The 17,464-nt window shown below is 73.4% G+C and carries 15 protein-coding genes; 7 read left to right on the forward strand and 8 right to left on the reverse strand.

The genetic code is table 11. The features are described 5' to 3' along the window. Positions 1-170: 170 nt before the first annotated feature. Entirely contained in the window at positions 171-1,190 is a 1,020-nt protein-coding gene (locus tag EV190_RS15150; RefSeq protein ID WP_133742213.1) for an iron-siderophore ABC transporter substrate-binding protein, read from the reverse strand. 159 nt (positions 1,191-1,349) lie between these two features. Continuing rightward, on the reverse strand, positions 1,350-2,705 hold the full coding sequence (locus EV190_RS15155) for a lysine N(6)-hydroxylase/L-ornithine N(5)-oxygenase family protein (protein ID WP_133742214.1): 1,356 nt from the start codon (positions 2,703-2,705) through the stop codon (positions 1,350-1,352). 180 nt (positions 2,706-2,885) lie between these two features. Here EV190_RS15155 and EV190_RS15160 point away from each other — a divergent pair, with 180 nt between their 5' ends. Next, positions 2,886-3,830 carry a methionyl-tRNA formyltransferase gene (locus EV190_RS15160; RefSeq protein ID WP_133742215.1) on the forward strand — a complete coding sequence of 315 codons (945 nt, stop codon included), beginning with the start codon at positions 2,886-2,888 and terminating at the stop codon, positions 3,828-3,830. Positions 3,831-3,915: 85 nt separating this feature from the next. Here the strand turns inward: EV190_RS15160 and EV190_RS15165 are convergent, their stop codons facing one another. Then, positions 3,916-4,539, reverse strand: a complete 624-nt coding sequence (locus EV190_RS15165) for a TIGR03085 family metal-binding protein (protein WP_133742216.1) — start codon at positions 4,537-4,539, stop codon at positions 3,916-3,918. A 256-nt stretch (positions 4,540-4,795) separates the two neighbouring features. On the opposite strand from EV190_RS15165, the gene EV190_RS15170 reads away from it, so the two are divergent. Next, complete coding sequence (locus EV190_RS15170) at positions 4,796-5,455, forward strand: hypothetical protein (RefSeq protein ID WP_133742217.1); 660 nt, start codon at positions 4,796-4,798, stop codon at positions 5,453-5,455. A gap of 62 nt (positions 5,456-5,517) precedes the next feature. Here EV190_RS15170 and EV190_RS15175 read toward each other — a convergent pair whose 3' ends face one another. Further along, positions 5,518-7,098 (reverse strand): OmpA family protein, encoded by a 1,581-nt coding sequence (locus EV190_RS15175; RefSeq protein WP_133742218.1) that lies wholly within the window; start codon positions 7,096-7,098, stop codon positions 5,518-5,520. Positions 7,099-7,227: 129 nt separating this feature from the next. Here EV190_RS15175 and EV190_RS15180 point away from each other — a divergent pair, with 129 nt between their 5' ends. After that, complete coding sequence (locus EV190_RS15180; RefSeq protein ID WP_133742219.1) at positions 7,228-7,764, forward strand: NUDIX hydrolase family protein; 537 nt, start codon at positions 7,228-7,230, stop codon at positions 7,762-7,764. Positions 7,765-7,819: 55 nt separating this feature from the next. Here the strand turns inward: EV190_RS15180 and EV190_RS15185 are convergent, their stop codons facing one another. After that, entirely contained in the window at positions 7,820-8,296 is a 477-nt protein-coding gene (locus tag EV190_RS15185; RefSeq protein WP_133742220.1) for a MarR family winged helix-turn-helix transcriptional regulator, read from the reverse strand. Between the two features lie 335 nt (positions 8,297-8,631). Between EV190_RS15185 and EV190_RS15190 the strand changes: the two genes are divergently transcribed. The 4 genes from EV190_RS15190 (at position 8,632) to EV190_RS15205 (ending at position 11,306) form a co-directional block, all read left to right on the forward strand. Beyond that, a complete protein-coding gene (locus EV190_RS15190; RefSeq protein ID WP_208113182.1) occupies positions 8,632-9,579 on the forward strand; it encodes an alpha/beta hydrolase in 948 nt (315 codons plus the stop codon). Between the two features lie 127 nt (positions 9,580-9,706). Continuing rightward, the gene (locus tag EV190_RS15195) at positions 9,707-10,687 is read left to right on the forward strand and encodes a nucleoside hydrolase (RefSeq protein WP_133742222.1); all 981 of its coding nucleotides are present in this window, start codon (positions 9,707-9,709) and stop codon (positions 10,685-10,687) included. Positions 10,688-10,858: 171 nt separating this feature from the next. Then, the gene (rpmG, locus tag EV190_RS15200) at positions 10,859-11,023 is read left to right on the forward strand and encodes a 50S ribosomal protein L33 (RefSeq protein ID WP_133742223.1); all 165 of its coding nucleotides are present in this window, start codon (positions 10,859-10,861) and stop codon (positions 11,021-11,023) included. A gap of 37 nt (positions 11,024-11,060) precedes the next feature. Continuing rightward, positions 11,061-11,306: a type B 50S ribosomal protein L31 gene (locus tag EV190_RS15205; RefSeq protein WP_133742224.1), complete on the forward strand. Its 246-nt coding sequence runs from the start codon at positions 11,061-11,063 to the stop codon at positions 11,304-11,306. Between the two features lie 360 nt (positions 11,307-11,666). On the opposite strand, the gene EV190_RS15210 is transcribed toward EV190_RS15205, so the two are convergent. The 3 genes from EV190_RS15210 to EV190_RS15220 all read right to left on the reverse strand — a co-directional run bounded on the left by EV190_RS15210 (position 11,667) and on the right by EV190_RS15220 (position 17,384). Beyond that, entirely contained in the window at positions 11,667-12,830 is a 1,164-nt protein-coding gene (locus EV190_RS15210) for a methyltransferase domain-containing protein (RefSeq protein WP_166655467.1), read from the reverse strand. Positions 12,831-13,612: 782 nt separating this feature from the next. After that, on the reverse strand, positions 13,613-15,040 hold the full coding sequence (locus EV190_RS15215; protein WP_133742225.1) for a xylulokinase: 1,428 nt from the start codon (positions 15,038-15,040) through the stop codon (positions 13,613-13,615). Between the two features lie 82 nt (positions 15,041-15,122). Further along, a complete protein-coding gene (locus EV190_RS15220; protein WP_133742270.1) occupies positions 15,123-17,384 on the reverse strand; it encodes a lysylphosphatidylglycerol synthase domain-containing protein in 2,262 nt (753 codons plus the stop codon). Positions 17,385-17,464 lie beyond the last annotated feature (80 nt).

Here is a 17,464-nt window from a genome sequence, read left to right on the forward strand (position 1 = left end):
ACGGCGGCGCCGGGGGCGCCGGCCTGGGCCGGGGTCCGCGGCGGTCATGGCGCCGGGGCCCTTCGCTCCCGCTCCCGGGGCCGCGCCTCGCGTCGGGGCGGCCCCGGGAGCGGGGGCGTTCACGGGAAGAGGGCGTCGCGGGCGCGCGGAGCGCCCGCGGCGCGGCCCCGCTACTCCTCGCCGGTCAGCAGCGGGACCGTCTGGTCGATGGCGTAGGGGATCGACAGCACCGTGTTGAACGAGAACGCCGCGCCGATGTCGGGGTCCTCGTAGGGGACGAACAGGTCGCGCCCGTCCTCGGCGACGGCCAGCCGCTGGTAGAGCGGCTCGTCCCGGATGCGCTCGTTGCTCTCCTCGCTGGACGTCACCCACACCAGGCGGTCCACGTCGAGCAGGTCGAGCCGCTCGGCGCCGAACTGGGCGACGTTGGCGCCGTCCTCGACGAGCCCGTCGACCTCGGGGGAGAGCCGGAAGCCCAGCTCGGAGAAGAAGATCGCCTTGGGGTCGGTGTCGGCGAACGCCGAGTACACGCCCGGCTCGAAGCTGTCCGCGACGATCAGGGTCTCCTCGGCGAACTCGGGGTGCTCGGCGCGGACCCGGGCGTAGCGCTCGTCCATGTCCTCGATGAGCGCCTCCATCTCGTCCGCCCTGCCCAGCGCCGCGCCGATCGGGCGGGCCATCTCCTGCCAGGGCGCCGCGTAGTCGGGGTAGTCGGCGGGCTGGGCCACCACCGGGGCGATCCGGGACAGCGTCTCGTACTGCTCCTGGCGCATCCCCGAGTACTGGGCGATGATCACGTCGGGGGCCAGCGCCGCGATGCGCTCCATGTCGTACTCGTCGCGCTCCCCGACGATCTGGGGCGGTTCGTCGCCCCACAGGTCCTCGGTCCACGGCCACTTGCCGTAGGGCTCCTCCTTGAACCAGTCGACGGAGCCGACCGGCCTGACCCCCAGCGCCAGCACCGCGTCCTGGTCGGAGAGCCCCAGGGTGACGACCCGCTCGGGTTGCTCGGGGATCTCGGTCTCGCCGTACTTGTGCTCGATGGTGACAGGGAAGGCGCCTTCGGCGGCGGGGGCGTCCCCGGCCTCCTCGGCCTCGGGGCCGCCGCAGCCGGCCAGCGCCGCGGCCAGCGCGAGGGCCAGCAGCGACACCGCCGCGGACTTCGCGAACCGCGCGGATCTCAGGGACATGGGTCTCGCCTTTCGGGGATGTGGTGGTGCGGCTCGGTGGGGCGCCCGGACCCCCGCCGCGCGGGTCCGGGCGCGCGCCGCCCCGTGGGCGGCGTGATCAGGTGCGACCGCGCGCGCCGGTGGCGCGCGGCGCGCGGGTGGGGGGCGGCGGGGCCGCCGTCAGGCGGGGGTGGCCACGAACCGGGGCCGCCGGTCCAGGTCCGCGTCCCGGTTGGCGATGACCGACCGCGTGATCTCCCCGGCCCTGACCGCGGCGTTGGACAGCAGCGCGGAGGTGATGCCGTGGGTGTGCTCGGTGCCGCCCTGCAGGTAGATGCCGCCGCTGATCTCGGGGGCGGTGGCCACCCGGTAGTCGCGTCCGACGCGCAGGCGCCCCTGCTCGTCGCGCGGGCACGCGGCGCCGAGCCCGCCGAGCAGGCCGGTGGGGTCGGCGGGGCTGTAGCCGGTGGCGTAGACGGCGTAGTCGGCGTCCAGGACGGTGGTCTCGCCCGTGCCCAGGGACTCGACGGCGGCCCGCACCCCCGAGCCGGTCTCGGTGATCTCGCTCACGTTGGCGAGGTTGAGCATCCGCAGCCGCCGGTCGCCCAGGACCTTCTCCTGGTAGCTGCGCCGGTAGAGGTCGTCGATGAGGTCGATGTCGACCACCGAGTAGTTGGTGTTGGCGTGGTAGCCCATCATCCTGCGCTTGACCCCGTCGGGCGCCAGGTAGAAGTCGTCCACGGCCGCCGGGTCGAAGATCCGGTTGGCGAAGGGGCTGTCGTCGGCGGGGCTGTACCCGTAGCGGGAGAACACCGCGCACACCTCGGCGCGCGGGAAGCGGCGGTGCAGGTAGGCGGTGGCCTCGGCGGCGCTCTGCCCGGCGCCCACCACGACGAACCGGGCGGGGTCGGCGTCGCCCAGCGCCTCGACGCGGGGCAGCAGGTCGCTGTTGTGCCAGACCCGCTCCGAGGCGGTGACGCCCTCGGGCAGGAACGGCCGCAGACCGGTGGCGAACACGACGTTGCGGGCGCGGTACACGGTCTCGGCGCCGCGGCGGCCGGTGTCGGACACGCGCACGTCGAAGGACTCGACCTCCTCGCTCCCGGGCCGGGTCACCGGGCTCACCCCGACCACCTCGCGGCCGTAGACGACCAGGTCCTGGACCTGGGCCGCGGCCCACTCCAGGTAGTCGTGGAACTCCACGCGCAGCGGGAACAGGGTCTTGTGGTTGATGAAGTCGACGAGCCGGTCCCTGGCGTGCAGGTAGCTCAGGAAGCTGAACCCGCTGGCCGGGTTGCGCAGGGTGGCCAGGTCCTTGAGGAAGGACACCTGCATGGTGGCGTCGTCGATCAGCATCCCGCGGTGCCAGCCGAACCGGGGCTGGCGCTCCACGAACAGGGCGGTGACGTCCTGCGCGCCGCCCGTCTGCCCGTTGTGCTCGGTGAGGGCGATCGCCAACGCGAGGTTGGCCGGACCGAAACCGACTCCGATGAGGTCGTGGACCGGGATTCCGTCGTCGGGAAGTGCCACTGACATACCTGTCCTTCAACTCGGCGAGCAGGGTGCTCGGGTTGGCCGGTGGTGCCCGGGCGTGCGAAAGCGCGCCTTTGTGGGGCACGCAAAGGTAAGGCAATACTTAGTTAGGCATTGCTTACTTAGGTGAGTCTTGCTTAACTTGTGCGCGATCGTCAATCCCGCGCCGAGGAGTAAACCCCCATGAGAGTCGTCCTTTTCGGATACCAGACCTGGGGGCACCGCACCCTCCAGGGCCTCCTGGAGTCCGACCACGAGGTCGCCCTGGTCGTCACGCACCCGGCCAGCGACCACGCCTACGAGCGGATCTGGAGCGACTCGGTGGCCGACCTCGCGCACGAGCACGGGGTCCCGGTCCTGGTGCGCGACCGGCCCGACGACGAGGTGGCGCGCGCCCTCGAAGAGGCCGACCCCGACATCGTCGTGGCCAACAACTGGCGGACCTGGATCCCGCCGCACATCTTCGCCCTGCCCCGCCACGGCACCCTCAACGTGCACGACTCGCTGCTGCCCGCCTACGCGGGCTTCTCCCCGCTCATCTGGGCGCTCGTCAACGGCGAGCGGGAGGTGGGGGTCACCGCGCACATGATGGACGGCGAACTCGACGCCGGCGACATCGTGCTCCAGCGCGCCGTCCCGGTGGGCCCCGAGGACACCGCCACCGACCTGTTCCACCGGACCGTGGACCTGATCGCCCCGATCACCACCGACGCGCTGGACCTGATCGCCTCCGGCCGCACCGACTGGACCCCCCAGGACCGCTCCAGGGCCAGCTTCTTCCACAAGCGCTCCGTCGAGGACAGCCGCATCGACTGGAACTGGCCGGCCGAGGACATCGAGCGCCTGGTCCGCGCGCAGTCCGACCCCTACCCCAACGCGTTCACCCACCACCGCGGCGAACGCGTGCGGATCCTGTCCGCGGCGGTGTCCCGGAAGCGGTACGGCGGCACGCCCGGCCGCGTCTTCATCCCCGAGGACGACGGGGTCGTCGTCGTCGCGGGCGCCGACGCGCGCACCGGCCGCAACCGCGGCCTGGTGATCAGGCGCGTGCGCGCCGACGACGGCACCGAGTACGCCGCCACCGACTACTTCCGCACCATGGGCGGCTACCTCACCCCCCACCCGTAGCCCCCGGGCGGCCCTCCCGGTCGCGGGCCGGCGGCCGCCCGGCCGCCCCCGGCGCCGCCCGCCCCGGCTCGCCGAGGGGGCGGGGTCAGGGGCCCAGGGGGGTGTCGGACAGGCGCTTGACGAGGGGGTCGGGGCCGATCAGCGCCAGATCGTGGGCGACGGACTGGCGGCCGTAGACGAACAGGGCGACCTCGGCGGGGGCGCCGATGATCCGCACCCGGGGGCCGCCCTTGCCCGCGCTGAACCTTCCGTACCCGGGGGCCTCGGCCTGGACCGCGGCGGGGAAGCGGCGCAGGTTCAGCTTGGCGAAGAGCCTGATCCGCCGCCACAGGTCCGCGGCCTGGCGGCGCTGCAGCGTGCGCGGCCGCCAGTCGAGCCGGGCCCGGCGCACGTCCTCGTGGTGGACGAAGAACTCGACGGTGTTGACGGGCCGGTCCAGCAGCGCGGGGCCGGAGATCGACCAGCGCGGCGGCCGGCGGACCAGCGCGACCAGCGCGTCGTACTCCAGCTCGTCCAGGGCCGCCCGCGCCTTCCCGCTGACGCCGAGGGCTGCCAGGGGGTGGCGTTCCCGCACGACCAGGTGCGTGGCGAGGTCCCGGGTGGTCCAGCCGGTGCACAGGGTCGGCTCGTCGGGTCCGAGTTCGGTGAGCAGGTCGCACAGCGCGGCCCGCTCGGAGCGGGCGTATCCGGCGGATGCCTGAACGGCCATCGTGGTCTCCTCGTCGTGCGGTCGGCGCTCCGTGCCCGGACCGTCCGCGCCCGGTGCATACCCCGTCGCCGACCCAGCGTACGACCCGACGGCGCCGGGCCGCGAGAGGCTTCCACTTTCCCGGCGGGTCCGCCCGAGCGTGGCCGGGGAGCGGCGCGCGCCGTTGGGGTCGCGGGTTTCTTGCTACGGTTCCGTCGTCCGCGCGGGGGCTCCCCCCACGGCGCACGGCCACACCCCCCGACCCCGAAAGCCTTCCATGCGACTCGTTCCGTCATCCCCCCTCTCCTGGTTCGCCGCGACCGCCGGCGCGGTCCTCGCCGCCGGCGTGCTGTTCGTCGGCTGCGGCGCGCTGCCCCTCGATGGCGCCTCCGAGGGGCCGGCCGACGCGGAGGCGTCGCCGACACCGGCCCCGTCCCCCACCCCGGAGGCGGCCCGGTTCGCGCTGCCCGCGTCCTGCGCGGAGGTCGGCGCCGACGAACTCGTCGGCGGCCTGGCCCCGGAGGGCGCCGCGGTCGCGGAGGAGGCCGGGGAGATCGAGGGCGTCACCGACGCCGCGCGGCTGTCCTGCGCCTGGCACGACTCCGCCGCGGCCGGCGCCGGCGCGTCCTTCGCGCTCGTCTTCACGGTGAACGCCGACCCCAGCGACAAGGCCCCGGTCGTGCGGATGCCCGGCGGGCAGGAGGAGATGAACTGGGAGGTGGACGTCGACGTGGACGTCGACACCTACCGCACCGACCAGGCTGACGAGCTCGGCGGCGAGCTGAAGTCCGTCACCACCGTCGAGGGCTCCAGCAGGCAGCTCCACCTGTCGCTGCCCGGCGACTTCCACGTCTCGGCCGTCGCCATGTTCTCCGACGCCTCCCGCGAGGACATGGAGCACGTCCTCGTCTCGGCCGCGCTGCGGACCAGGCGGTAGCGGGGAGCGGGGCGGGTCCCGCCGACGGGCCCGCCCCTCCCCTCCCCCGGATCCCGGGGGCGTCACTCCCCCACCGGGACCTCCGGGATCTCGCCGAAGGGCCCGGCGCGCAGGGTCAGCTCCTCGACGTCGTCGGACGGTGCCGGGAACACCGCCACCAGGTCGTAGGTGTTGCCCGGCTGCAGCTCGTGCACCTCCTCGGCGAAGCCGCTGTACGTGCCGTCGCCGAAGTTCATCTGCGCGACGTAGCGCACCAGCCCGGTCTCGGGCTCCAGGAGCTGGAACCCGCCCAGCGTCCCCTTGCTGAACTGCTCGGGCCCGCCCGCCTGCAACGCGCCCGCACCGCCCATGTCCGGGGTCAGCGGCTCGTCGGTGGTGTTGGTCAGCGCCACCGTCCCGATCACGTAGGCGCCGTCCCTGCGCAGCGGGTAGACGTCCAGCCGCACGCCGTCCCGCTCCGCGGTGGCGACGACGTCGCCGTTGTCGTCGGTGAACGGCGCGGGCCAGTCGACGTTGCGCCGGGCGACGCCGAGGCCGTCGTCGTCATCGTCCTCCTCCTCGGGCTCCTCCGGGCCCGCGATCGTGTAGGAGAACTCCACCCGCCGGTTGCGGGCCCGCGCCGCCTCGTCGTCGGCGCCGCCCTCGCGCGCCACCGGCTCGGTGCTGCCGCGGCCCTCCACCTCGAACGTGTAGCCGCCGCCGATCTCCTCGGCCAGCAGGTCCCGCACCGTCTCGGCGCGCCGGACCGAGAGCGTGGCGTTGTAGTCGTCGCCGCCCTTTCCGTCGGTGTGGCCGATGACGGTGATCTCCGGGTCGTCCGGGTCGACGTTGCGGGCCAGCGACGCGGCCGCCTGGCGCACGACCGCCTCGGCCTCGTCGGTGAGGTCGAACTCGTCGAACTCGAACATCACGTCCGAGTGCAGCGAGATCGTCTCGGTGTCGCCGTCCCGCGTGATGGAGGCGATCTCGGAGTCCACGAAGCTCTCCACCCAGCCCTCGTCCGCGGCGGCCCCGTCGTCGGGGCGGCGGTTGGCGAAGACGAGGTTCTCGCCCGGGGGCGGCGGGTCCGACAGGGAGAGGTGGTCCGGGCCGTTGGGGTCGGTCGGGTCGGGCCGCTCCTCGTCGACGTCCTGGATCGGGATGCCGGTCATGGCACCCAGCCCGCTGCCGATGAAGGTGACCTGCCTCACCTCCTCGGGGATCGGCGGGAAGTACCTGCGGTACTCGTTGACGGTCCCGTCGTGCACCGGGTAGAGCCCGTTGCCGTCGGGGCTGACCGATCCGTACTTCAGGCCCTCGTCGTCGAAGTACTGGCGGTACACGCGGCCGGTGATCGGGTCGACGAGGGTGTGCGCCATGCTGAGGTTGCGGTTGCTGCCGGTGAACCCGTCGGGGTAGCCCACCTCGTAGTACATGACCGTGTGGTCGGGGGTGCGCTCCAGGCCGGTGATCGCGAAGCGCATCACCTCGTCCCTGCCGGTGTCCTGGAAGATGCGCCCCTCCCTGACGTAGGGGAACTCCTCCCTCACCGGCGGCGGGCCCGCCCCGTCTCCGAACAGGTCGTCCACGACGCCGCAGCCGCTCAGGAGCAGGCCGCCCGATACCAGCAGCGCGATCGCGGGGATGCGCTTCGTCCGCGCCATGCGGGGAAACTCCGATCATTGGGGGGATTACGGGGACATCCTCCAACACACGCGGCGGTGGTGGCGAAACGCGTCGCCCGGAGAGGGCCCGTAGGGTACGCGGCGGCGCCATGCGGTAGGAATCAAGGCATGACCGAAACCACGGACACCACGCCCGGCTGGTTCTCCCGCGAGGAGCTGGACTCGGTGCGCGACCGGCTGCCGATCCTCTACGTCAACGCCGTCCCGGTGCGGACCGACGACACCGGCGCGGTCCGGAGCGTGGGCCTGCTGCTGCGCGTCGACCAGGAGGGGACGATCAGCCGCGCCCTGGTCTCAGGGCGGGTGCTGTACCACGAGCGGATCCGCGACGCGCTGCTGCGCCACCTGGAGAAGGACCTGGGCCCCGTGGCGCTGCCGCGCGTGCCGGTCTCCCCGCAGCCGTTCACCATCGCCGAGTACTTCCCGACCCCGGGGGTCACCTCGTTCCACGACCCCCGCCAGCACGCGGTGTCGCTGGCCTACGTCGTTCCGGTGGCGGGCGACTGCCAGCCCCGCCAGGACGCGCTCGACCTGGTCTGGTTCACCCCGGAGGAGGCGGCCGGCCCCGACGTCCAGCAGGAGATGACCGGCGGCCAGGGCGTACTGCTGCGCCAGGCCCTGGCCCACGTCGGCCAACTGCCGTAGACCGCCGGGCGGTGCCCGTCCGGGAGCGGCGACCGCTCCCGGACGGGCACCGCACCTACCGGGGCCCGTCCGCGAACCGGGCCGCGTGCCGGGCGGCGCGCTGGGCGGCGCGCAGCTTGTCGGCGAGCGCGCGCAGGGTCCTCAGCTCGTCGGGGGTGAGCGCCGTGCCGACGTGGTCGGCGATGGCCGCCGCGTGATCGCGGCCCAGCACGCGCAGCAGCTCCCGCCCCTCGCCGGTGATCGTCACCACGGTGCCGCGCCGGTCCTCGGGCGCCCCTCCGCGCGACACCAGGCCGTCGGCCTCCATCCGCTCCACCAGCCGGCTCACACTGGGCTGGGTGAGCAGGATGTGCTCGTTGAGGTCGCGCAGGCGGATCCGCCCTCCGGGGTGCCGGGACAGGGTGCACAGCACGTCGTAGACCCGCATCGGCACCCCCGCCGCGCGGAAGTCCTCCTGGAACCGCCGCATCAGCGCCACCTGGGTCCGGGCCAGCGACTCCCACGCCTGCTCGGCGAGCCTGTTCCTGACCACGCGCGTCCCCCTCGCCCACGTCCCCGTCGGGCCATGATCGCACCGGGACCGCCCCCGGGGAACACCATGGGCGTTCTCCCCGTCCCCGTCTTGCGCGGGTCCGCGCGAGCCTGGGATCCTTGCCCGCCGCGACGGAGGGAGCGCCGGCCGGCCGGACCGGGGAGCGGCGGGCGGGGCTCCGCCTCACCCCGCGCGGCGGGGGCGGCCCCGGTGACCACTTGTGGACAACGCCTGTTCACGAGCGGGTCGGCGTTGACGGCCCGCCGCGCGCGGTGTCGCATGGGACGGTCCACGAGGAGCGGCCGGGACCGCCGCCAGCCATGAGGAGAGAGCGCATGCACGACGACCGGCGGAATCCGTCCCCGGCGACCCGTTCGACGACCGCCGAGCGGGTGGTGTTCCAGTCCGAGGGCGTCGAACTGGTCGGCGACCTGCGGATTCCCGGCGCGGCGGACGCCCCGGTCCCCGCGATCGCGCTGAGCGGCCCCCTCACCGGCGTCAAGGAGCAGGTGACCGGCCACTACGCGCACCGGCTCACCCAGGCCGGGTTCGCGACACTCGCCTTCGACCATCGGGGCTTCGGTGAGAGCGGCGGCCTGCGGGGCCACGAGGACACCCAGGGCAAACTGGCCGACCTGCGCGCCGCCGTCGGTCTGCTGGCCGCCGACCCCCGGGTCGACGCGGACCGGATCGCCCTGGTGGGCGTGTGCCTGGGCGGCGGCTACGTGGTGCGGGGCGCCGCCGGCGACCCCCGGGTCGGGGCGGTCGCCGGGATCGCGGGGGCGTACAACAGCCCCGCCTTCTTCGCCGAGGGCATGGGCATCGCGTCCTACCGGGGCGCCCTGGCCTCGTTCCTGGCCGGGTACGACGACGTCGTCCCCGCGGTCCGCGCCGACGAGGGCGAGGCGGCGATGCCCGGGGAGGAGCCCTACGCCTACTACGGCACCGGGCGCTCGGCGGCCGAGCACTGGGAGAACCGGGTCACCCGGGGGTCCCTGCACTCGCTGATGACCATGGACGCGCTGGGCGCCGCGGACCTGCTGGGGGAGACCCCGCTGCTGGTGGTGCACGGCCGCGAGGACGCCTACTGCTCCCCCGCCCTGGCCGCGGCCCTGCACGAGCGCTCGCCCGGCCCCAAGGAGATCCTCTGGCTGGACACCACCTCACACATCGACCTGTACGACCAGGAGCCGTACGTCTCCCAGGCGGTCGAGGCGACCGCGGCCTTCCTCGGCGACGCCCTGGCCCGGCGTTCCGCGTCCGGGGCCCCTTCTCCCCGCTGATCTTGACCTTTTCGGGGCCTCAACCGCCTCCGAGACCCCGAAAAGGTCAAGATCAGCGGGGGAACCGTCACGAAACGGGCGTCGCGCTAGCCTGCCTCCATACGATCTCGCGTCAAGGGGAGGAAAAATGACCGCTTCACCCGTTCCACTCGTCATCGACACCGACACCGCGCAGGACGACTGCGTCGCGCTGCTGGCCGGACTGCTGGACCCGGCGGCCGACCTGCGGGCGATCACCATGGTCGCGGGGAACGTGGGCTTCGAGCGCCAGGTCCGCAACGCGTGGCTGACCCTGAACGCCGCCGGGCGCCTGGGCTCGGTGCCCGTCCACCTGGGGTCCCGGCAGCCGATCGTGCGCCCCTGGGAGAGCGCGGAGAACGTGCACGGCGACGGCGCGGGCGGCCTGGAGATGGACGTCACGGGACTGGCCCCCGAGTCCGAGCACGCGGTGGACGCGCTGGTGCGCATGGCCGCCGAGCGCCCGGGGGAGCTGTCGATCGTGGCGATCGGCCCTCTCACCAACATCGCGGCGGCCCAGCTCAAGGACCCCGGTTTCGCCTCGAACGTCAAGGCCCTGTACGTCATGGGCGGCTCCAACAACGGGCGCGGCAACATCACCGCCGCCGCCGAGTTCAACTTCTACGTGGACCCCGAGGCCGCGAAGGCGGTGTTCGCGGCCGGGTTCGAAGTCGTCGTCGTCCCGTGGGACCCGCTTACCCTGCGCCAGGCGGTCTTCGGTGAGCGGCGGCTGGCCGAGATCGACGCTATGGGAACCCCGCTGTCGGACTTCTTCACCCGGGTGTGCGCCGCGACCCTGGAGTTCGACCGCAGCGTCGGCATCGACGGCACCACCCACCCCGACTCCCTCACCGCCGCGGTGCTGCTGCACCCCGAACTGGTGACGCGCAGCGCCCGCTACCACGTGGACGTGGAGACCGCCGGGGAGCTCACCCGCGGCTACTCGGCGATGTCCTGGGGCGTGCACGGCCTGGCGGCCAACGCCACCGTGGTCGAGGAGATCGACGCGGAGGGGTTCTACCGCTACCTGCGCGACCTGCTCGCCACGCCCACCACCCCGAACCGGGAGACGACCGCTCCGCCCCGGTGAACGGCGGTGGCGCCCGGCCGCCCCGGCTCCCCCGTGCCGGGGCGGTTCCGCGTGTCCCGGACAGGGTGCGGCCCGTCCTGACTCGCGAACGGGAATGAAAACCGTTATCTTGCGTTTCCATGAGAGCAGGAGCGGCGCCGGCCGCTCCCGGACCCTTCAGGGAGGCGGCAGATGACACGCGGCGACGCGCGGCCCGTTGTCAGGCTCAGGTCCACGGCGGACACTGGGTACACCTACGTGACCCGCAAGAACGGCCGCACCACCCCGAACCGGATGGTGCTGCGCAAGTACGACCCGGTGGCCCGGCGCCACGTGGAGTTCCGCGAGGAGCGCTGAGCCCCGCACCCAACCGCACCAGGAAAGAGGACGCGCCATGCGCAAGGACATCCACCCCGACTACCACCCCGTCGTCTTCCGCGACCGCAGCGGCGACTTCGCCTTCCTCACCCGCTCCACGGCGACCAGCCAGAACACCATCGAGTGGGAGGACGGCAACACCTACCCGCTGATCGACGTCGAGATCTCGTCGGCGAGCCACCCGTTCTACACCGGCCGGGGCCGCGTCATCGACACCGCCGGCCGCGTCGAGCGCTTCCAGAAGCGCTATGGCCGCTCCTGACCCCGTCCACGCCGCGGCACCGGGGGCCGGACCGCTCGCAGGAGCGGCCCGGCCCCCTTACTTTCCCCACCATCCGGCTTTACGATGTAGATTCTCTTGCTCCGAACGAGGCTGCCACTCCCGCTGATCTTGACCATAGTCATGGGAAACGCCCGCCCGGTACGTTTCCCCTGGTGAGGAGGCGTGTATTGGACGGGCGTTGTGGTCCGTGTCAACGAGGCGTCAACGTACTACACCGGATTAGGCCCGATCAGGCCGGAACGTCAGTCTTCCTGGCCGCCGTCGCCGAACGCCTTTTCGAGCGTGGTCCGCAGGTCGTCAGCGCCGGATACCACACACCGTCCCCGGTAGGCTCACGGCTCAAGATCCGACCGGACGGCCGGGGCTATCGAGCCAGACCGTTTGGCCATCAGGGTTGACGGTCAGGCCGAAGCGTTCGCGTCCGGGCCTCCCGGCCCTCTCCCACCAGGCGCAAGCATGGTGGACTTCCGCCCACAGGTCACGGGGGCCGAACCGGTACGCCTCATACTCGTTCGCGTTGGGTTCGTATTCGATCAGCCCCCAGGAACCGGCCCGATCGTAGGCGTAGACGCTGGCCTCACCGCTGCCGTCCTTGGCGTTGAAGCGCCGATACGCCAGCCCCGGCACCAGAACACCAACCGCCAGGTCAAGGCCCGCGATGTCAGCGGACAGCGGTGAGGGATCGAACCGCCCCCGGTAAGACTCGACTCCTGCGGATTTCTCATCCACGAAGTCCCAGATCGAACCCTTGGCCGCACGCTGGTCACGGAGCAGCATGAATGCCGCCGCACCGATGAACCGCCCATGCGCGGCCCCTTCCCGCACATCCAGACGCACTAGGCCCGCCGCGAAATAGGTGGTCGCCCACGGGGCCACGACCGTTCCACCGGGCCGGGTCTGCTCCACCCACGCCCAGGGCACTTCACGGGCCGCCACCGTGGCCAAGACCCGATCGAACGGCGCACGCTCGGGCACGCCCTTAGCTCCGTCCCCGACCACCAGGTGAGGCCGGTACCCCAGCGCGGCCAAGTTCGCGCGCCCCTGCTCAGCCAAGGAAGAATCGATTTCGATCGATGTCACTCGATCCGCGCCCAACCTGTGACACAACAGCGCGCAGTTGAACCCGGTCGCCGTACCGACCTCCAAGACCCGTTCCCCGCCGCGCACCCGTAACGCTTGCAGCATCAACGCGACCAGCGAGGGTTGAGACGCCGAACTGGTGGGATAGCGACCACGCCCATCCAGTCCTTCCGGAGTCCCGTCGTCCACCTGCGTAATCAACGCGTAGTCGTCATAGACCCATGAACACCATTCGTCACTGTCGGAGGTGACCGGGACACGCCAGGCCGGATCATGAGTGTCACGCGGCCAGATCACATCCGGAACGAACCGGTGTCGAGGCACATTCACGAACGCATCGCGCCATGCCGGATCAATCAGCACGCCTTTGGATTCCAGGAGCCGGACAAGGGCATCCGGCCCCTGGGAGAAGTCAGGCGTCACCGAGGCGGTTCCTGTCCGTCACCGCTTTGGGGTTCGACTGTCTCACCACCACCGTGACGGCTGCTGTCCTGACCGTCGCTCTGCCAGTCTCCGCCCTTACCGCCGTCCTTGGGTTTGTCATCATCGCCGTGCCTGCCCACAACCGTTCTCCTGCCCATCGGGGGATACTCCAGCAACCGTAACCAGCCGCACGCGCTCTGTCAGAGAAACCATCCTCTATCGGCCATCCCCACCGAACCGGTTTGAACCGCGCAAGACCTGGGAGGCCGGACCACTCCCAGCCCGGACGCGACCGCGACCAGATCCCGACACCCTCCCGCCGACCCCGCCAGCCCCGCACCACCAGGCCCAGCCCCGGACGACCTGCCCCCAGGGCAAGCCGACCACCGCGCCCCGGTCGAGGCTTTCGGAAGCCGACCCCGCGCCGGAGCGGCATCGAGCCGCACCGGCCCGGAACCCGACGACCGCACCCCCGCCGACCAGCCCGTCAACACGCCCCGTTGACACGGTCCCGGCAGGCCCCGCGCCACCGGCCCCAACGTCGCCGACGCGTCAACAAGGCGTCAACGCGCCACCCCGGAACACCCCGGACCAGGCCGGAGCAGACCGAAACCACCAGACCCCGAAAACCCCGCTTCACCAGGCCAGACGACACCAGACCGGGCCAGACCCGAACAGGCCGAAACGACCCCACCGAGAGGGATGGATAACTTGACCTTTTCGGGGTCTCGGAGGCGGTTGAGACCCCGGAAAGGTCAAGATCAGCGGACCTCGGACGCAGGTCACCGGCCGAGCCGCTCGTGGACGCGGGAGAGGTAGTCGGCGAAGAGGGCGGTGTACACCGCGGCGCGCGGGCCCGGCTCCACCCGGGGGCCGAAGCGGGGCGGCGGGGCGGGCGCGTCCCGGCCGACGGCGCGGGCGGCCAGCAGGACCGCGCCGAGCGCGGAGGCGCTGCGCATTCCGACCGGGTGCAGCTCGACGCCGAGCACGTCCGCGAGCAGCGCGCGGAAGGCGCCGTCGCGGGCGCCTCCCCCCGCCAGACGCACCGCCGGGGGCAGTCCGCCGGGCAGGGCGGTGGCCGCGTGCCGCAGGGAGAAGGCCACCCCCTCAAGCGCGGCGCGCAGGATCGCGGTGCGGTCGGTGGCCAGGCGCAGCCCCGACAGCGCGCCGGTGGCGCCGGGCGTGAGCACCGGGGTGCGCTCCCCCGTCAGGTACGGCACGAGCACGACCCCGCCGGCCCCCGGCTCCCCCGCTGCCGCCGCCGCGTACAGCTCGTCCCAGCTCGCGGCCAGGAGGGTGCGCACCCAGTCCAGGGCGAGTCCGGCGTTCTGCACGGCGGCCATCCGGTACCAGCCCGCGTCCTCGGCGGTGCGGTAGACGTGCGTCCCCGGCGCCTCCCGCGTGTCGGCGGTGAGCGTGACGATCTGGGCCCCGCTGCCCACGGTGACCTGGGCCTGTCCGGACGCCAGGCCGGTGGCCAGCAGCGCGGCCGGGGTGTCGCCCGCTCCGGTGGCCACGGGGGTCCCGGGGGCCAGACCCAGTTCGGCGGCCGCGTCCGCGGTGAGGCGGCCCGCGAGGCCGCCCGACGCGGCGGGGGGCGGCAGCAGGCCGGAGTCGACTCCGGCGGCGTCCAGGGCGGGGGCCGACCAGGTGTCGGCGGGGATGTCCCACAGCAGGGTGGCCGAGGCGTCCGACGCGTCGGTGGCCGCGGCGCCCGTCATGCGCATCCGCAGCCAGTCCTTGGGCAGCAGCGCCCAGCGCGCGCGGGCCAGCGCCTCCGGTTCGTTTCGCGCGACCCAGGCCAGCAGCGGACCCGTCATTCCGGGGGTGAGCGGGTTGGCCAGCCGGGCGCGGTCCGCTTCGGGCAGGTCCCGCCAGCGCCGGAGTTCGGCGGCGGCCCGCTGGTCGGCCCACAGCAGCGCGGGGCGCACCGGAGCGCCGCCGGGACCGGTGAGCACGAGGCCGTGCATCTGCCCGTCGACGCCGACGGAGGTGACGCGGGGGGAGCCCGCGCGCCGCACGGCCTCGCGGACCGCGCGCACGGTCGCGCTCCACCACAGGGCGGGATCGGTCTCGGCCTGCCCCGGCCGCGGCGAGTGGACCGGGTAGGCGGCGTCGGCCTCGCCCACAGGAGTGGCGTCCGCCCGGGTCACCAGGGCCTTGACCCCGCTGGTGCCCAGGTCCACGCCCAGCAGCGCGTCCTCCGTCATCGATGTGCCGCCTTCCCTGTCCGCCCCCGCGGCCGTGTCCCGCCCGCGTCCCACGCCAGTGTCCCGTGCCGGAGGTCCGCCGTCAGATCGCCTCCGCGCGCTGGAGCAGGTTGAAGGCCGTCCAGCCGGGCAGGACCGGGATCCAGAACGTGAGCAGCCGGAACAGCAGGACGCCCGACAGCGCGCTGGCCGCGGGCACGCCCGCGACGGCGGTCAGGCCGCCGATGAGCGCGGCCTCGACCGCGCCGAGCCCGCCGGGCGAGGGCGCGGCCGAGCCGATGGCGTTGCCCGCGAGGAAGACGACGGCGACGGCGGCCAGCCCCGGGGTGGCGCCGAACGCCGCGACGCTGGCGTACAGGCACAGCACGAGACCGACGGTGAGCAGCAGCGTGCCGCCGACGCCCAGGACCATTCGGCGCGGCTGCTGCAGCAGGTCCAGCAGTTGGGGAAGCATCCCCCGGACGTAGGGGCGCGCCCGCTCCAGGACGGCCCGGCGCAGCGGCGGGACCACCAGGACGGCCGCGACCAGGACCGACAGCACACCGATCACGACCAGCAGGGTCAGCGACGGGGCGAAGTCTCCCGGGTACGCGGCCTCCGCGAGGTAGGCGCTCAGCACCAGCAGCGGCACGTGCGTGATGAGCCCGGCCAGCTGGGAGACGCCCACCGCGGCGACCGCCTGCGGGCCGGTGGCGCCCGCGCGCGTGAGGTAGCGGGTGTTGACCGCGAGGGAGCCCACGCCCGCGGGGGTGGCGATGCGGATGAACGAGGCGGCGTACTGGACCAGGACGGTGCGCCGCAGCGGGAGCCGCACCGGCGAGAAGCCGGTCAGCGCGAGCGCGGGGGCGACCATGCACAGCAGCGACAGGGCGAACGCGCCGCCCGTCCACCCGGGGTCGGGGTCGCTGATGACGCGCCAGTCCACGCCGGTGAGCTGGTAGGCCAGCACGAGGCCCACGACGGTGGCCACGGCGACGCTGACCACGGTGCGCGGGCGCATCCGCTCCACCTTGGCGGGGCGGGCGGGCGCGTCGGGGGCGATCCGGGAGATCTCCCCGCGGACCCGCCCCAGCAGGCCGCGGTCGGCGCGCAGCGAGCGGCGCAGCTCCAGCGGCAGTCCGGCGCTCTGCAGGAAGGGCAGGGTGGCGGCGGCGGTGTCGGTCCCGGCGCCACGCACCGCCGAGTCCACCGCGCGCTCCGGGCCCACCCGAAGCGCCAGGGTCGTGATGAGGGCGGCGGTGTCCAGGGAGACGGCCAGCTGCCCGGCGATGACGCTTCCGGTGGACAGGCTCGTGAACATGGCCCGGCCGTCGGCGCGCAGGGCGACGGTGCCCGGGTGGATGTTGCGGTGCGCGATGCGGTGACGGTGCAGCAGCCGCAGCTCCCTCCAGACCGCGTCCATGAACTCCTCGGTCAGTTCGGTGTCGGCCAGGTCCGCGAGGGGGCGGGCACGGACGTGCTCGCGCACCAGTACCGCGGTGGTCGGGTCGAGTTCGCCCACGGCCAGCAGCCGGGGGGTGGCCGCCTCCGCCGCGCCCGCGGCGTACTCCAGGAGCGCGGTGTGCTCCACCCGCCTTCGCAGCCCCAGCAGGACGGGCGGGGCGGCCGGGTCGCGCAGCGCGATCCGCAGGAACAGCCGCTTCCACACGCCGTTGGTGGTGTCGGCCTTCAGCACCACCACGTCGAGGCGCCGGTCGACGGTCTCGGCGACGAAGCGCTGGTTCCCTTCGGGGTCGCCGCCGAGCGCCCCCAGGCTGAGCGGCTCCAGGCCGAAGCGGGCGAGCTCGCGGGCGAGCCGATCGGTGGCCGGGGCGGCCGCCCCCGTTCCGACGGCGTAGGCGGTCGCGGCCGCGCAGACCCAGCCGACCAGCAGGGTCAGCAGCAGCGCCAGGGGCGTGGTGTACCCGGACAGCAGTACGGAGGCCGCGGTGACGGCGATCCCGGCGGCCATGATCCCCGCGACCCGGGACAGGTGGACGGGACGGGCCGCGCGGGCGTAGCCGATGACGGCGGCCAGGTAGGCGTGCAGCGGGTTGCTGGCCACCCCGCCCACGTTCGAGGCGTTGAGCACGTCGGGCATGGCGTCCCCGGCCAGCGCCGTCAGGGCCGTGTTGAGGGCGATGGTCAGTCCGTAGCCGAGCCCGGCAGCGGCCAGCGCGCGCACGAGTTGGCGGTGGGCGCGGCTGATCAGGCGCTCCACGGCGGTGGCGCCGATCAGCAGCAGGACGGCGATGTTGGCCAGGCCCGCGGCCGGGGTGAGCAGCGACGGGGGGAGGAGGGAGCGCAGTTCCACGGCGTCCTCGACGCTCGTCGGCTCGGCGGTGATCGCGACGACGAGCAGCATGAGGGCGAACAGCGCGACGCCGGTGAGCGCGGCCAGCAGGTCGAGGGGCCTGCGCTCGGTCCCCCTGGCCCGCCCCGGCG

Source organism: Actinorugispora endophytica (assembly GCF_004363075.1).
GTDB lineage: Bacteria > Actinomycetota > Actinomycetes > Streptosporangiales > Streptosporangiaceae > Actinorugispora > Actinorugispora endophytica.

Excerpts from the sequence above, each read along its gene's own strand:
- EV190_RS15150 (WP_133742213.1), bottom strand. The coding sequence starts at position 1,190 with ATGTCCCTGAGATCCGCGCGGTTCGCGAAGTCCGCGGCGGTGTCGCTG.
- EV190_RS15155 (WP_133742214.1), bottom strand. The coding sequence starts at position 2,705 with ATGTCAGTGGCACTTCCCGACGACGGAATCCCGGTCCACGACCTCATC.
- EV190_RS15160 (WP_133742215.1), top strand. The coding sequence starts at position 2,886 with ATGAGAGTCGTCCTTTTCGGATACCAGACCTGGGGGCACCGCACCCTC.
- EV190_RS15165 (WP_133742216.1), bottom strand. The coding sequence starts at position 4,539 with ATGGCCGTTCAGGCATCCGCCGGATACGCCCGCTCCGAGCGGGCCGCG.
- EV190_RS15170 (WP_133742217.1), top strand. The coding sequence starts at position 4,796 with ATGCGACTCGTTCCGTCATCCCCCCTCTCCTGGTTCGCCGCGACCGCC.
- EV190_RS15175 (WP_133742218.1), bottom strand. The coding sequence starts at position 7,098 with ATGGCGCGGACGAAGCGCATCCCCGCGATCGCGCTGCTGGTATCGGGC.
- EV190_RS15180 (WP_133742219.1), top strand. The coding sequence starts at position 7,228 with ATGACCGAAACCACGGACACCACGCCCGGCTGGTTCTCCCGCGAGGAG.
- EV190_RS15190 (WP_208113182.1), top strand. The coding sequence starts at position 8,632 with ATGCACGACGACCGGCGGAATCCGTCCCCGGCGACCCGTTCGACGACC.
- EV190_RS15195 (WP_133742222.1), top strand. The coding sequence starts at position 9,707 with ATGACCGCTTCACCCGTTCCACTCGTCATCGACACCGACACCGCGCAG.
- rpmG (WP_133742223.1), top strand. The coding sequence starts at position 10,859 with ATGACACGCGGCGACGCGCGGCCCGTTGTCAGGCTCAGGTCCACGGCG.
- EV190_RS15205 (WP_133742224.1), top strand. The coding sequence starts at position 11,061 with ATGCGCAAGGACATCCACCCCGACTACCACCCCGTCGTCTTCCGCGAC.
- EV190_RS15215 (WP_133742225.1), bottom strand. The coding sequence starts at position 15,040 with ATGACGGAGGACGCGCTGCTGGGCGTGGACCTGGGCACCAGCGGGGTC.
- EV190_RS15220 (WP_133742270.1), bottom strand. The coding sequence starts at position 17,384 with ATGCTGCTCGTCGTCGCGATCACCGCCGAGCCGACGAGCGTCGAGGAC.